Origin of the sequence: Paenibacillus sp. 598K, from assembly GCF_003851045.1 — a bacterium.
Lineage (GTDB): Bacteria > Bacillota > Bacilli > Paenibacillales > Paenibacillaceae > Paenibacillus_D.
This window is the reverse complement of the sequence record NZ_BFBX01000031.1, coordinates 121,435-136,017: the sequence shown is the minus strand read 5'-3', so window position 1 is coordinate 136,017 and position 14,583 is coordinate 121,435. Positions and strand designations below refer to the sequence as shown.

Here is a 14,583-nt window from a genome sequence, read left to right as displayed (position 1 = left end):
CGGGTAGCGCCGGCGGCCGTCTGTTCGTAGATGGCCAATCGGATCGAGTTGGAGCCGATGTCGATGATGCCGTTTCTTGTCTGAGTCATGCGTTGCCTCCACAGATTCGTAGCGTTCGGGTGCGAACGCCCTAGTTCTACGTCATTTTACCACTGACGCGAGCGAGATGAAAGCGGCGCTGCCGCCAGGCCCTATAACATAAAAGCTGAATTTTCGTCAATGAAATAATTTATGGCGCTGATAAATCTTTTTTATTCGGGTTATAGTTCACATCCCTGTCGAAATCCTTTATGATGAAAAGGACGAAGAAATCGAACTTGAATAATCGGATTTCTATAGCGAAATTATGAGGTTAAAGGAGAGAGAACAATGACAGCAACCAAAGGTCTGGAAGGGATTGTGGCTACAACCTCCTCCATAAGCTCCATAATTGACGGCGTGCTGACGTATCGCGGCATAAATATCGACGATCTTGCCGAGCAAGCGTCCTTTGAAGAGGTTGCCTATCTGCTCTGGTACGGCAAGTTGCCGACCGAAGCCGAGCTGGAAGGGCTGCAACGGGAGCTGGACGCCTATGCAAGCGTTCCCGCTGAAGTAATCGAAGCGATCCGTCTCTATCCTAAGGATACGAACACGATGGCGGCGCTCCGGACGGCTGTATCGAGCCTGGCGCTCTATGACGCCTCGGCCAACGATATGTCCGCAGAAGCCAATCTCAAAAAAGCGATCAAGCTGCAGGCGCAATTGCCGACCGTGATCGCTGCTTTCTCGCGCATCCGCGAAGGCAAGGAGCCGATCGCGCCGAAGTCCGGCGTATCGATCGCGCATAATTTCCTCTATATGCTGAGCGGCGAAGAGCCGGACGAGATCGCTGTCAAGGCGCTCGACCAGGCGCTTGTGCTCCATGCCGACCATGAGCTGAACGCTTCGACGTTCGCGGCTCGCGTGACCGTCGCCACGTTGTCGGATATTTACTCCGGCGTGACCTCGGCGATCGGGGCGCTCAAGGGTCCGCTGCACGGCGGCGCCAACGAGGCGGTCATGGTGATGCTCGAGGAGATCGGCTCGATGTCCCGCGTCGAATCGATCATCCAGGAGAAGCTGGCCAACAAAGAGAAAATTATGGGCTTTGGCCACCGCGTCTACAAAAACGGCGACCCGCGCGCCAAGCATCTCCAGAAGATGTCCCAGGAGCTGGGCAAGCTGATCGGCAATATGGAGCTGTACGACATGTCGGTGAAGATCGAAGAGATCGTCACCGGTCAAAAAGGCTTGAAGCCAAACGTCGATTTTTATTCGGCTTCTGTCTACACCTCGCTGAAGATTCCGCGCGATCTGTTCACGCCAATCTTCGCGATCAGCCGCTTGTCGGGTTGGACGGCGCATATCCTCGAGCAATATGAGAACAATCGTCTCATTCGCCCGCGCGCCGAGTATACCGGCCCATCGAGCGCCCGCTACATTCCGATCGACGAACGCTAAACCGGACCTACCCAAATCATTCAAAGAATATGGAGGAATTTGACTCATGGCTCAATTCGAAAAATACGCATTACCTACTGAAGGCGAACAAATCACGATTAAGGACGGCGCGCTCCAGGTGCCTAACCAGCCGATCATCCCATTCATCGAGGGCGACGGCACAGGCCGCGACATCTGGGCCGCATCCAAGCGCGTGCTTGACGCTGCAGTAGAGAAAGCATATAACGGCGACAAAAAAATCGCCTGGTACGAAGTGTTCGCCGGCGAAAAAGCGTTTAATGAATACGGCGAATGGCTGCCTGCCGATACGCTGACTGCGATCCGCGAATATATCGTAGCGATCAAAGGTCCGCTGACAACGCCAATCGGCGGCGGCATCCGTTCCCTGAACGTTGCGCTGCGCCAAGAATTGGATCTGTACACTTGCTTGCGTCCTGTCCGCTACTTCGACGGCGTACCTTCGCCAGTCAAGCGTCCAGAGCTGGTCGACATGGTTATTTTCCGCGAGAATACAGAAGATATCTATGCGGGCATCGAGTATCAAGAAGGCTCGGACGAAGTGAAGAAGGTTATCGCGTTCCTGCAGGAGCAGATGGGCGTTAACAAAATCCGCTTCCCGGAAACATCCGGCATCGGAATCAAGCCGGTATCCGCAGAGGGCTCCAAGCGTCTGGCGCGCGCCGCGATCGAGTATGCGCTCAAGCATGGCCGCAAGTCGGTGACGCTCGTACACAAAGGCAACATCATGAAATTCACTGAGGGCGCGTTCAAAAACTGGGGCTACGAAGTGGCCGAGCAGGAGTTCGCTGAGCAAACCTTCACTTGGGGTCAATACGACCGCATCAAGGAAGAGCAAGGCGTCGACGCTGCGAACAAGGCGCAAGCCGAAGCCGAAGCAGCCGGCAAGCTGATCGTTAAAGACGCGATTGCTGACATCGCACTGCAGCAGGTGCTGACGCGTCCGACCGACTTTGACGTGATCGCTACGCTGAACCTGAACGGCGACTACCTGTCCGATGCGCTGGCTGCGCAAGTCGGCGGCATCGGCATCGCGCCAGGCGCCAACATCAACTATCTGACCGGACATGCTATCTTCGAAGCGACGCATGGCACAGCGCCAAAGTATGCGGACAAAGATGTCGTCAACCCGGGCTCTGTAATCCTCTCCGGCGTCATGCTGCTTGAGCATCTGGGCTGGCAGGAAGCGGCTGACCTGATCTACAAAGGCATGGCTACGGCGATCAACAACAAAACCGTTACGTATGACTTTGCTCGTCTGATGGAAGGCGCAACCGAAGTAAAATGCTCCGAGTTCGCCAACCAAGTGATCGCCAACATGTAAATCCCAGGTATGTGAGAAGAACGGCATCGGCCTCCGGGCGATGCCGTCTTCTACATCCGGGGACCGCTTAATCCGTCCAAAGGAGGCTGGTCTAAAGTCATGGCTATTCAACGGAACAAAATTACGGTGGTCGGCGCCGGCTTCACCGGCGCGACGACAGCGCTCATGCTCGCTCAAAAGGAGCTCGGCGATGTCGTGCTGGTCGATATCCCGCAGCTCGAAAACCCGACCAAGGGCAAGGCGCTGGATATGATGGAGTCGACGCCGGTGCAAGGCATCGACGCGCGAATCGTCGGCACGGCAAGCTATGAGGACACGAAGGATTCGGATATCGTCATCATCACGGCAGGCATCGCTCGCAAGCCGGGGATGAGCCGCGATGATCTCGTCAACACCAATGCGGGCATCGTCCGGTCGGTGTGCGAGCAGGTGAAGGCGACAAGCCCCGAGGCGATCGTGCTCATCCTGAGCAACCCGGTCGATGCGATGACTTACGTTGCCTATGAAACGCTTGGCTTCCCGAAGCATCGGGTCATCGGCCAATCCGGCGTACTGGATACTGCGCGCTACTGCACATTCATCGCACAGGAGCTGAATGTATCCGTCGAGGATGTGCGCGGCTTCGTGCTGGGCGGACACGGCGACGATATGGTGCCGCTCGTGCGCTACTCCAATGTCGGCGGCATCCCGATCGACAAGCTGATCCCGGCGGAGCGGATCGAGGCGATCGTCCAGCGGACACGCGTCGGCGGCGGCGAGATCGTAGGACTGCTCGGCAACGGCAGCGCCTACTATGCGCCGGCGGCCTCGCTTGTCCAGATGACCGAAGCGATCCTGAAGGACAAGAAACGCGTGCTCCCGGTCATCGCGCTGCTGGAGGGCGAGTACGGCTACGACAAGCTGTTCATGGGCGTGCCGGTCATCCTCGGCGCCGGCGGCATCGAGCGCGTGATCGAGCTTGAGCTGACGGCGGAGGAGAAGGCTGCGCTCGACACCTCGGCGGAGTCGGTCCGCAAGGTGACCTCGATCATTACCGGCTAGGCGGTGGCTGTTGCTTTGGATAGCGCGATCTACCGGAGACCCTGACTTCGCGCCAGGGTCTTTCCGATTGTTAAGAGGAGGGAGGCAACTTGATGTTGGAACAAGCGCGCGCGCTGCTGAAGCGCGTCTACGGCTATGATGCGTTCCGTCCGGGACAGGCCGACATTATCTCCGGTCTGCTAGAGGGGCGGGATACGCTGGCGATCCTGCCGACCGGCGGCGGCAAGTCGGTCTGCTACCAGATTCCGGCGCTCATACTGGAGGGGACGACGATCGTCGTCTCGCCGCTCATCTCGCTGATGAAGGATCAGGTCGATGCGCTCAACCGGCTCGGCATCCCGGCGGCATTCTTGAACAGCTCGCTCGGCGCAGCCGAGTATCGCACCGTGCTGCGGAGCGCAGCGCAGGGCGAGTACAAGCTTCTCTATATCGCACCGGAGCGTCTGGATGCGCCGATGTTCAGCTCGCTGATGGAGCAGATGTCGATCCCGCTGATCGCGATCGACGAGGCGCACTGCGTCTCGCAGTGGGGCCATGACTTCAGACCGAGCTATCGCCAGCTCGCGGGCTGGATCTCGCGACTGACGGACCGGCCACTCGTCGCAGGCTTCACGGCGACGGCGACCCGCGAGGTCGCGCGCGATATCTCGGAGATGCTGGCCTTGCGTTCGCCCAATGTATTCGTCACCGGCTTTGCCCGCAGCAATCTGGCGTTGTCCGTCGTCACCGGCGTCGACAAGCGCCGGTTCCTGCGCGACTTCCTGGCGGAGCGTCCCGATCAGTCGGGCATTATCTACGCAGCGACCCGCAAGGAAGTGGAGCAGGTGTGCGACGAGTTGCACAGACAAGGAATTGCCGCTGCGAAGTACCATGGCGGACTGGCCGATGACGAGCGGATGAGCGCCCAGGAGCGTTTCCGCTTCGATGAGGTGCGGGTGATGGTGGCGACCAATGCCTTCGGTATGGGCATCGACAAGCCCAATGTGCGCTTCGTCATCCATTGGCAGATGCCCGGCGATATCGAGTCGTACTACCAGGAAGCGGGGAGAGCGGGCCGCGACGGCGACGACAGCGAATGTGTCCTGCTGTTCAGCCCGCAGGACGTCCAGGTCCAGCGCTTCCTGATCGAGCAAGGACAAGCGGATGAGGATCGCCGGGCAGTCCAGATGAGCAAGCTGTACACGATGATGAACTACAGCCGCACCGAACGCTGCTTGCAGCAATATATCGTCGAGTACTTCGGTGAAGCCGACGTGCCGGCCTGCGGACGCTGCAGCAGTTGTCTGGACGATACGGAAGCTACCGATATGACCGCCGATGCCCAAAAGGCGCTCTCCTGCGCCGGTCGGATGAAGGGTCGCTTCGGCTTGACGATGGTGGCCAAGGTGCTGAAGGGATCGAAGGATAAGCGAATCCTCGAGATGGGACTTGATCGTCTGACGACCTACGGGCTGTTCCGCGACTGGGCGGAGAAGGAAATCACCGAATGGCTGTACTGGCTCGTAGCCGAGGGCTATATGCGAGTCAGCGACGGGGCATATCCGACCGTGTCGATCACGGCCCGGGCGTTGCCGGTGCTCGAGGGCAAGGAGCAGGTCTACCAGAAGCGCAAGCAGCTCAAGCGCAGAGCCTCGTCCGCTTCGTCTGCGGGCTCGCCGCTGTTCGAAGCGCTGCGCAGCTGGCGCAAGGAGGCAGCAGCCCGCGAGGGCGTGCCGCCGTTCATCCTGTTCTTCGACGCGACGCTGCGCGAGATGGCGGACCGGCAGCCGCAGTCGGAGGACGAACTGCTCGGTATCAAGGGCGTAGGCTCCGCCAAGGCGCAAAAGTATGGCGACCAGATCATCGAGGTGATTCGCAGCTTTGCGGCAACCGAGGGGGAGCGTCCGCAGGCGGCCTCCGCGCCTCTTAGGAGCGAGGCCTCGTTGGGCGAGGGGACGGACGACCAGCCGAGTCATCTTGTCTCGCTGCAGCTGTTCCAGGCCGGTCATACGGTCAAGGAAATCTCGCAGATGCGAGGTATGGGCAAGGTGACGATCGAGGGCCATATTATCCGGGCGGCTGGAGAAGGCGAGCCGGTTGATTGGAGCATGATTATCCCGGACGGCCAGGAGCGGCTAATCCTTGATGCGATCGACGCCCAAGGCGCGGACAAGCTCAAGCCGATCAAGGATGCGCTGCCGGATGACGTGACGTATTTTGCCATTCACGGCGTGCTGTGCAAGCATGGGATACGTTGAGGCTACCTGCGGCTTGCCCAGGCAAGGTTCCTTTTGTGTTTAAAACGGCATTTTAGTATACTAAAGGATAGTCCTATTGAAATGGAGGTTGAATATGGTTAACTTCGTTATTTTTCTGCATGTGCTCGGCGCAGCGGGCCTGGGCTTCTATCTCGTGCTGCCTTTCCTGGTGGGACGGGCCTCCAAGCTGGCCGGCGAAGGCCAGAGCGGGCTGTCCGAGGGCCTGGTCAGCGGCAACCGGGTCGCGCAATATTTCCTGATCCTCTCGTTCCTGACCGGCGGCTACCTGATCTCGCAATCCGAGTACAAAGTCGTCTGGATCATCCTGGTCATCGTGCTGTTCCTCGCGGTTGCCGCCCTGGCGGGCATCATGACCGGACCGCTCAAGCGGATCGCAATCTCGATTCAGAACGGCCAGAGCGCTAGCGGCCACATCCGCAAGGCGCAGACGATGAGCTTCCTCGTGCTGATCCTGTATGTGGTTGTTCTGTATCTGATGAAGTATCCGATGTATCGTTAATTTGGAATTGGAGGAGGAATCGCCTATGGGAGGCTCTTCACCGGACTTGATCACCTTCGGCGAGTCGATGGCGCTGTTCATGCCTGCCGAGGACCATCGGACGCTCGAGCGCAGCCCGGCGCTGCAGCAGGGCTTCGGGGGCGCCGAGAGCAATGTGGCGATCGGCGCCGCGCGGCTCGGTTGCTCGGTTGGCTGGTTCGGCCGGCTCGGCGACGACCCGTTCGGCGCGATCATTACCAAGACGCTGCGCGGCGAGGGCGTCGATGTGTCCCGCTCGCAGCGCGTAGCGGGCGAGCGGACGGGGCTGATGTTCCGCGAGCAGGTGGCCGGCCGCGTCGCCGTCCATTATTACCGCCAGCATTCGGCTGCCAGCCGGATGCAGCCGGATGATCTCGATGCGGCATACATACAAGGGAGCAAGCTGCTGCATGTGACCGGCATTACGACGGCGCTTAGCGCATCGTGCCGCGAGAGCGTGCTGGCTGCTGTACAGATCGCTCGCGATGCGGGCGTCAAGGTATGCTTTGACCCTAATCTGCGGCTGAAGCTGTGGAGTCTGGAGGAGGCGCGGAGCGTCTTGTTGCCGCTGAGCGAGCAGGCGGACTACTTCCTGCCCGGCTGGGACGAGCTGAAGCAGCTGTACGACACCGAGGACGAGGAGCGCATCCTCGCTCAGGTCAAGTCGTTGCGCGCGACGACGATCATCAAGGGCTACGGCGAGCAGACATTGATCGCCGAGCAGGGCGAGGTGACGGCTGTGCCGTTCTATCCTGCTGAGACGGTCGTCGATACGGTAGGGGCCGGCGACGGCTTCTGCGCTGGCCTCCTCGCTGGCGTGCTGCGAGGCATGAGCACCGAGGAGGCCGTCCGGCTGGCGAGCATCAACGGCTCGCTGGCCGTTCAGAGCCGCGGCGATTGGGAAGCGCTCCCGGAATGGCGGGCGGTCGAGCAGCGGCTGCTCGGTCACGCCTGGGTGGAGCGGTAGCATGCCGAACCCTCAACCGTCCAAGGGAGAGCGGCGGCGCGCCGAGATCATGCTGCTGCTCAAGCAGCAGGGCCGCATCACGATCCAGGAGCTGGTGGAGCGGCTCGGCATCTCGGAGGCGACGGCGCGCCGCGACCTGGAGATGATGGAGAAGACGGAGCCGCTCATCCGGACGATCGGCGGCGCGATGTACGATGGCTTGAACAGCGTGCGCGACCTGCCGTTCGAGGAGAAGAAAGGCTTGTCCTATCTGGAAAAGGAGCGGATCGCGCAGCAGGCGGCCAAGCTTATCGATGAAGGCGACGTCATCGGCCTGTCGGGCGGCACGACCAATTATCTGCTCGCCAAGCTGCTGAAGCCGCGCAAGGGTATCACCGTCGTCACCAACGCCGTCAATATCGCGATGGAGCTGGCCGGCAGCGAGATCCAGGTCGTCGTCACTGGCGGCATCATGCGCCACAACAGCTTTGAGCTGTGCGGACCGCTCGGCGAGGCGATGGTCGCCCATCTGCATATCGGCAAGATGTTCATCGGCGTCGACGGCATCTCTGTCGAGGGCGGCATCACTACGTACTCGGAGCAAGAGGCGCAGATCGCCAAAGCGCTCATGACGCGGGCGCAGGCGACCTATGCGATTTTCGATCATACGAAGGTCGGCAAGACGTCGTTGTTTTCCATTGCCGCACTGACTGACGTCTATGCCTTTATTACAGACGCCGCGCTTGATGGAGCTCTCGCTGACTATGCGGCGGAGCAAGGCACGCGCGTCTATCTGGCGGCGCCATGAAGGTTTTTGCAGCATGCTCTCCTCGGAGGGCATGCTTTTTTGGGTTTCCAGACGCACAAAAAAACGCCCTTGGCGCAAGGGCGTTCGCGAGCGGAATGAAATTTTACTCGGCTACATAAACTGTATTGCCGTTAACCCAAGTCTGTCGGACGCGCAAGTCGCGGTCGCACCAGAGCAGATCTGCCTGCTTGCCATCGGCCAGACTGCCGAGCGTCCCATCGAGTCCGAGTCGGCGCGCAGGGTTGAGACTGGCCAGACGCACCACCTCAGGCAGCTCAAGCTCGGTATGCTCTAGCACGAAGCGGACGGCATCGATCATCGTCAAGGTGCTGCCGGCCAGACTGCCGCCCTCCTGAAGGCGAGCCACGCCGTCTTGGACGTCCACGGCGAGTCCGCCCAGCTCATAGCTGCCGTTGCCGAGTCCCGCAGCGGACATCGCATCGGTGATCAGGACGAGCTGGTCCGCCGGCTTGGCCCGGACGAGCAGCCGGATCGCTGCCGGATGGACGTGATGGCCGTCGGCAATCAACTCGGCGCAGATGGCATCTTCGGTGAGCACGGCGCCCGCCGTGCCGGGCTTGCGGTGATGCAGCGGCGTCATCGCATTGAAGGTATGCACTGCCTGCGTAAGACCGAGGCGGGCCGCGGCGGCGATCTGCTCATAGGAGGCGTCGGTGTGACCGGCGGCGGCGATGATGCCGTGCTCATGCAGCCAGGCGATCATGTCGTCCGCTCCGTCAGATTCCGGAGCGAGCGTAAGCTGCTTGATCAAGCCTGCATATTGAGCGGTCCATTGTTTCAGCCAATCGATTTGCGGGGATACAATATAATGCGGATTTTGCGCCCCAGGCCACTTGGGCGAGATAAACGGTCCTTCGAGATGAACGCCTAGCAGGCGCGCGTAGGCCATCGATCCTGACTGATAGGCGGCTACGGCGGCGAGCACCGCCTCGATGTCCGTCTTGGCAGCCGTCATCGTCGTCGCCAGCATGCCGGTTGTGCCGCAGCTGGCATGATAGCGTGTGATGGCGTCGTAGGCAACGCCGTCGGCATCCATGAAGTCGCTGCCGTAGCCGCCATGCACGTGCATATCGATCAGACCGGGGAGCAGATAGCCGTCCTCGCCGTCGATGACCGTCGCCCCTTGCGGCAGCTCGGCCTCCTCCGTCGTTAGCATTATGCGCCCGTCGGCGCAATGCAGCGCTCCGCGTACGACGCGATCCTCCAGGACGAGATTAATATTACGAATAAACCAGGTGGAGCGCTGAGTCATCTGACATCAATTCCTTTCCGGCTTCCTTATCCAGCATGACGGTCACATGGGCATGCGTCTGCAGCAGGGAGGCAGGGCAAGCGGTGCTGATCGGTCCGGTGAGCGCCTGCTTGACGATCTGGGCCTTGTCGGCGCCGCGCGCCACGAGCAGGATCTGTCGCGCCTTCAGGATCGAGGCTACTCCCATCGTAATCGCTTGACGCGGCACCAGCTCCTCGCGCTCAAAGAAACGGGCATTGGCGGCAATCGTAGCCGGCTCAAGATCGGTCACATGCGTGCCTCCGACCAGCGCCTCGGCCGGCTCGTTGAATCCGATATGACCGTTGTGCCCGACGCCGAGCAGTTGCAGATCAATCGGCTGAGACGCCAGCATGCGGTCATATCGGACGCATTCGGCTGCCAGATCGGTGGCCATGCCGTTCGGCAGATGCGTCTGCTCAAGCGGGATGTCGATGTGGTCGAACAACTGCTGTTTCATGTAATACGCATAGCTTTGGTCATGCTCGGGGGGCAAGCCTACATATTCATCTAGATTATAAGTTGTCACGCCAGCGAAGGAAAGCTTCGTCTGGGACGCTTGCCGGATAAGCGCCTTGTAGATGCCGACAGGCGTCGAGCCGGTAGCCAGTCCGAGCACTGCAGCAGGACGCTCGACTACGGTGCTGGCGATGAGGGCGGCGGCGCGGGCGTCCAACTCCTCATTTGAATCAAAGATCGTAATTCTCATCTGAAGTCACTTCCTTTTCTTTTCCTTACTTCTATTATAAGTTCCCCATGATTGAGATTCAAATTAAAATGATCGAAATCATCATTAAAATGAAAAAAAATATCAAATGACCCGTGGGCCATTTTTGTTTTACACTGCGCAATTGTATGTGTATAATGATTGTACAACCTTTTACATATCACATTTTTGCGATCGGAGAGGACTTCGTATGGGAATGAATCCACGGGTGATCGTCATCGGAGCCGGACCGGGAGGGCTGGCCGCCGCGATGTTGCTGTCCTCTCAAGGCTATCAGGTGCATATACTGGAGAAACAAGCTTACATAGGCGGACGAACATCTCGTCTGCAGGTGGGAGACTACCGGTTTGACCGGGGGCCGACCTTTATGATGATGCCGCAAATTATCGAAGGACTGTTCCGATCTGTCGGCCGTTCCTTGCACGATTATCTCGAGATGGTCGAGGTCGATCCGCTGTACCGTCTGCAGTTCGGCGATGTCAGGTTCGAGCCGACGCGCGACAAGCGCAGGATGCAGGAGCAGATGGACCGGTTGTTCCCCGGAGAATGGGCAGGCTACGAGCGTTACATGAAACAGGAGGGATTGAAGTTCGAACGCGTCATGCCGCTGCTGCAACGGCCGTTCACCAGGCTGACGGATTATATCCGCGCCGATCTGGCCAAGGCGCTGCCTCGCCTGCATCTGACCGATACCGTCTACAGCCGGCTTGCCAAGTACTTCAAGGACGAACGACTGCGTTATGCGTTTGCCTTTCAGTCCAAGTATCTCGGCATGAGTCCATGGGAGTGTCCAGGCACCTTCACTATGCTCTCCTACATCGAGCACGCATATGGCTTGTGGCACCCGATCGGCGGCGTCAACCGGATGTGCGAGGCGATGGCCGAGGTCGTCCGCGAGCAGGGGGGCGAGCTGTCGCTGGGGACAGGCGTTGCGCAGGTGATCACCTCCGGAGGCAAGGCGGTCGGCGTCGAGCTGGACAATGGCGAGCGACTGATGGCCGAGCATGTCATCGTCAATGCCGACTTCGGAACCGCCGTCACCAAGCTGTTCCGCCCGGAGCAGCTGCGCAAATATCGTCCGGAGAAGCTCCAAAAGCTGAAGTTGTCTTGCTCGACCTATATGCTCTATCTGGGCGTCAATCGGAAGATCGATATGCCGCATCATACCGTAATGTTCGCCGACGAGTATGCCGCCAATGTCCGGGATATGATGGCGGGCCGACTGTCCGAGGATGCTTCGATCTATGTGCACAATCCTGGCGTCGTCGACCCGACGCTGGCACCAGAGGGCAAGACGGCGCTCTACGTCCTGATGCCGGTCGCCAATCTGAACGGCGAGACGGACTGGAGCGATCCGCAGCAGCTGGCTATCGTGCGGGAGCGCATCCTCCGACGGCTCGAACGAGAGCCTGAGCTGCGCGGGCTGTCCCGGCACATCGAGGTCGAGCATGTGATTACGCCTCTGGACTGGGAGCAGTCGATGTACGTGTACAAGGGGGCGGCGTTTAATCTGGCGCATTCGATCGACCAGATGATGACCTTCCGTCCGCACAATCGATTCGAGGATGCGGGCAATTGCTGGCTCGTCGGAGGAGGCACGCACCCGGGAAGTGGCCTGCCGACGATCCTGGAGTCGGCGCGTATCAGCGTCGAGCTGTTGATGCAACAGGACGGACGACGGTTTGTATCGGCGGACGGAGCATTGCAAGCGGCGAGCGGGCAAGGTAGCCCATCTTGGCCAACAAAGGAGGTTGTGCAATGAAAGCAGCTGTAATTGGCGGCGGTCTGGGCGGCATGATGAGTGCGCTGCAGCTCGCGCGAGCCGGCTGGAAGATCGATCTGTACGAGCGCAGCGAGCAGTTGGGCGGTAGACTGGCCTTTGAGGGCGACGGCGGCAAGTACCGTATCGATCGCGGGCCGACCATCGTATTGCTGCCGGACATGCTGAAGTCGCTCCTGGCGGAGGCGGGGATCGCCTCATCGGAGTTTGAGCTGATGGCCTGCGATCCGATGTATCGCATCCATTATCCGGACGGCATGACCTTGACCAAGTACCGCGACACCGAACGAATGGCGGAGGAGCTGGATCGGCTGTTTCCCGGCGAAGGACAGGGGATGAGACGTTACATGGCCGATATGGAGCCGGCATTCCGGGAAGGCAAAAGTCGTTTTCTGGATCGTTCCTTTTTGCGCAAGCGAGACTTTTTTTCGATGGATAATCTGAAGCTGCTCGGCAGATTACGCGTCCATCAGAGCGCGCGTCAGCTGGCCAGCCGCTACTTCAAGGCCGAACGCGCGATCGACGCCTTCTCCTTGCAGACGCTCTATATCGGCGGGCTGCCAGGCGCTTCGCCATCGCTGTACAGCTTTATCCCCTATGCGGAGCATGCCTACGGCATCTGGTACTGGAAGGGCGGATACGCCTCGCTGGTGCCGCTGCTGGAGCGTCATCTGGCGGACAATGGCGTACGTATCCATAAGGGGGCGGCAGGCGAGGTGACCGGCATCGCAGTCGAACAGGCAGCCGCCAAAGGCATCCACAGCGCCGCAGGCTTGCGTCCTTACGAGCATGTCATCTATAACGGCGACTTCCCGAATCTCGCTTCGCTGCTGCCGACGGGGCAGACCAAATCGCGATCATACAAGCCATCATCCGGCTGTATACTGTTATATATAGGGACAGACAGGCGTTGGTCGGAGGATGAGGATTCAATTGGCGGATCGCCGACCGACCGGTCGGTCATTACGCATCAGTACTTTATGCCGGAGCATCTGAACGCCAGTCTGCAACAGCTCGCGGCCCGTGGGAGGACCCCAGGCTTAGCGGACGAGCTGCCGCCGTACTATATCTTCAATCCTGTCGCCGTCGATCCCGATGCAGCGCCGCCGGGTCACTCGGTGCTCTATGTGCTCATCCCGTTGCCTGTACCCTACGACAGCGACGAAGCGGGCGCCCGTGAGCGGCTGCAGCAAGAAGCCGCCGAGCTGGCCGAGCTGGTCGTCTCAGATGCCGAGCAGCGCGCCTTCCCCGGTCTGCGGTCTGCGATCCGCTGGATGCATGTCCGCACCCCGGCCGATGGCGCTGACGAGGGCTGGTACCAGGGCGGGAGCTTCGGCATAGCGCCGACCTTGTCGCAATCCGGGCCGTTCCGACCGCAGATCGTGCCGTATCCGATCCGAGGCCTTTACAGCGTCGGCGCCTCGATCCACCCTGGCGGCGGCGTGCCGATCGTATTGCAGGGGGCCAAGCTGTTAACCGATTATTTGACAAAGGAGAGAGCGTCATGGACAGGAGCCTGAGGAATGTACTGAAAGCGTGCGAGATGAAGATCAAGGATGGTTCCACGACGTTTTACAAAGCCTTCGGACTGCTGCCCAGCCCGCGCAGGGAAGCGGTGTTCGTGCTCTACGCTTTTTGCCGTATGATCGATGACGCGATGGACGAGCCGGAGGCGTCGCCCTACACGCTCGATGAGCTGGCCTACCGGCTGGAGCATCTGGAGCAGGCCGAGGGCCATTATATCTGGCCGGCGCTTCGTTGGCTATTCGATACGTTCCCGGTGACCAAGGAGCCGTTCTGGCGGCAGATCGAGGGGCAGCGGCTCGATGCCCACCTGACCCAATACGAGACGATGGAACAATTCGAACGCTACTGCTATCTGGTGGCTGGCACGGTCGGCGAGATGCTGCTGCCAGTGCTGCATGATCAGCCTGACCGCAGCGTGATCGAGGCGGGCATCTGTATCGGCAAGGCGATGCAGATCGTTAATATCGTCCGCGACGTTGGCGAGGACCAGCGGCGGGGGCGGCGTTATATTCCGCTAGAGCTGATGCGGGCCCATGGCTACAGCGAGGAGCAGTTCGCTAGCGGGACGATTAACGATGCGTGGCGGGCGATCGTCCGCGAGCTCAGTCTGGCAGCCAAACGGCGCTTCGACGAAGGGCTCAGCCAGATGCAGGGCTACTCCCGGATGAGCGCATTTTGCGTCGAGCTGTCCTCCCGGACCTATGAGGCGATCCTCGACGATGTGGCGACGCATCAGTACGACGTCTTTCACCGTCGCGCCTATGTGTCCGCGCTGGGCAAGATGGGGATCCTGCAGCGGCTGGTCAAAAAATACGGCGTCGCTCTGACCGAGCAGCAGCCGGAAGAGAACCCGGCGGTATAGGA

General features: G+C 60.0%; 12 protein-coding genes. 10 read left to right on the top strand and 2 right to left on the bottom strand.

The window, feature by feature from the left end; all coding sequences use genetic code 11:
* Positions 1-369: 369 nt before the first annotated feature.
* The 7 genes from citZ to PA598K_RS11135 all read left to right on the top strand — a co-directional run bounded on the left by citZ (position 370) and on the right by PA598K_RS11135 (position 8,394).
* On the top strand, positions 370-1,482 hold the full coding sequence (citZ, locus tag PA598K_RS11165) for a citrate synthase (RefSeq protein ID WP_128657023.1): 1,113 nt from the start codon (positions 370-372) through the stop codon (positions 1,480-1,482).
* A gap of 46 nt (positions 1,483-1,528) precedes the next feature.
* A complete protein-coding gene (gene icd / locus PA598K_RS11160; protein WP_128657022.1) occupies positions 1,529-2,824 on the top strand; it encodes an NADP-dependent isocitrate dehydrogenase in 1,296 nt (431 codons plus the stop codon).
* Between the two features lie 99 nt (positions 2,825-2,923).
* A complete protein-coding gene (gene mdh, locus PA598K_RS11155) occupies positions 2,924-3,865 on the top strand; it encodes a malate dehydrogenase (RefSeq protein ID WP_128657021.1) in 942 nt (313 codons plus the stop codon).
* 92 nt (positions 3,866-3,957) lie between these two features.
* Positions 3,958-6,102, top strand: a complete 2,145-nt coding sequence (recQ, locus tag PA598K_RS11150; protein ID WP_128657059.1) for a DNA helicase RecQ — start codon at positions 3,958-3,960, stop codon at positions 6,100-6,102.
* 94 nt (positions 6,103-6,196) lie between these two features.
* Positions 6,197-6,622, top strand: coding sequence for a hypothetical protein (locus PA598K_RS11145; protein ID WP_128657020.1), 426 nt, complete (start codon positions 6,197-6,199; stop codon positions 6,620-6,622).
* A gap of 25 nt (positions 6,623-6,647) precedes the next feature.
* Positions 6,648-7,607 carry a sugar kinase gene (locus tag PA598K_RS11140; RefSeq protein ID WP_128657019.1) on the top strand — a complete coding sequence of 320 codons (960 nt, stop codon included), beginning with the start codon at positions 6,648-6,650 and terminating at the stop codon, positions 7,605-7,607.
* A 1-nt stretch (position 7,608) separates the two neighbouring features.
* Positions 7,609-8,394: a DeoR/GlpR family DNA-binding transcription regulator gene (locus PA598K_RS11135; RefSeq protein ID WP_128657018.1), complete on the top strand. Its 786-nt coding sequence runs from the start codon at positions 7,609-7,611 to the stop codon at positions 8,392-8,394.
* A gap of 103 nt (positions 8,395-8,497) precedes the next feature.
* Here PA598K_RS11135 and nagA read toward each other — a convergent pair whose 3' ends face one another.
* Together nagA and nagB are read right to left on the bottom strand one after the other, a co-directional pair.
* Positions 8,498-9,667, bottom strand: coding sequence for an N-acetylglucosamine-6-phosphate deacetylase (gene nagA, locus PA598K_RS11130; protein ID WP_128657017.1), 1,170 nt, complete (start codon positions 9,665-9,667; stop codon positions 8,498-8,500).
* The gene (gene nagB / locus PA598K_RS11125) at positions 9,636-10,394 is read right to left on the bottom strand and encodes a glucosamine-6-phosphate deaminase (protein WP_128657016.1); all 759 of its coding nucleotides are present in this window, start codon (positions 10,392-10,394) and stop codon (positions 9,636-9,638) included. Before nagB ends, nagA begins: the two co-directional genes overlap by 32 nt.
* A 214-nt stretch (positions 10,395-10,608) precedes the next feature.
* Between nagB and PA598K_RS11120 the strand changes: the two genes are divergently transcribed.
* The 3 genes from PA598K_RS11120 to PA598K_RS11110 are packed head-to-tail and all read left to right on the top strand — an operon-like array spanning position 10,609 to position 14,581.
* Positions 10,609-12,174, top strand: a complete 1,566-nt coding sequence (locus PA598K_RS11120) for a phytoene desaturase family protein (RefSeq protein WP_128657058.1) — start codon at positions 10,609-10,611, stop codon at positions 12,172-12,174.
* A complete protein-coding gene (locus PA598K_RS11115) occupies positions 12,171-13,712 on the top strand; it encodes a phytoene desaturase family protein (protein ID WP_128657015.1) in 1,542 nt (513 codons plus the stop codon). The genes PA598K_RS11120 and PA598K_RS11115 overlap by 4 nt, the downstream gene beginning before the upstream one ends.
* Positions 13,697-14,581 (top strand): phytoene/squalene synthase family protein, encoded by an 885-nt coding sequence (locus tag PA598K_RS11110; RefSeq protein WP_260405357.1) that lies wholly within the window; start codon positions 13,697-13,699, stop codon positions 14,579-14,581. The genes PA598K_RS11115 and PA598K_RS11110 overlap by 16 nt, the downstream gene beginning before the upstream one ends.
* Positions 14,582-14,583 lie beyond the last annotated feature (2 nt).

Excerpts from the sequence above, each read along its gene's own strand:
- citZ (WP_128657023.1), top strand. The coding sequence starts at position 370 with ATGACAGCAACCAAAGGTCTGGAAGGGATTGTGGCTACAACCTCCTCC.
- icd (WP_128657022.1), top strand. The coding sequence starts at position 1,529 with ATGGCTCAATTCGAAAAATACGCATTACCTACTGAAGGCGAACAAATC.
- mdh (WP_128657021.1), top strand. The coding sequence starts at position 2,924 with ATGGCTATTCAACGGAACAAAATTACGGTGGTCGGCGCCGGCTTCACC.
- recQ (WP_128657059.1), top strand. The coding sequence starts at position 3,958 with ATGTTGGAACAAGCGCGCGCGCTGCTGAAGCGCGTCTACGGCTATGAT.
- PA598K_RS11145 (WP_128657020.1), top strand. The coding sequence starts at position 6,197 with ATGGTTAACTTCGTTATTTTTCTGCATGTGCTCGGCGCAGCGGGCCTG.
- PA598K_RS11140 (WP_128657019.1), top strand. The coding sequence starts at position 6,648 with ATGGGAGGCTCTTCACCGGACTTGATCACCTTCGGCGAGTCGATGGCG.
- PA598K_RS11135 (WP_128657018.1), top strand. The coding sequence starts at position 7,609 with ATGCCGAACCCTCAACCGTCCAAGGGAGAGCGGCGGCGCGCCGAGATC.
- nagA (WP_128657017.1), bottom strand. The coding sequence starts at position 9,667 with ATGACTCAGCGCTCCACCTGGTTTATTCGTAATATTAATCTCGTCCTG.
- nagB (WP_128657016.1), bottom strand. The coding sequence starts at position 10,394 with ATGAGAATTACGATCTTTGATTCAAATGAGGAGTTGGACGCCCGCGCC.
- PA598K_RS11120 (WP_128657058.1), top strand. The coding sequence starts at position 10,609 with ATGAATCCACGGGTGATCGTCATCGGAGCCGGACCGGGAGGGCTGGCC.
- PA598K_RS11115 (WP_128657015.1), top strand. The coding sequence starts at position 12,171 with ATGAAAGCAGCTGTAATTGGCGGCGGTCTGGGCGGCATGATGAGTGCG.
- PA598K_RS11110 (WP_260405357.1), top strand. The coding sequence starts at position 13,697 with ATGGACAGGAGCCTGAGGAATGTACTGAAAGCGTGCGAGATGAAGATC.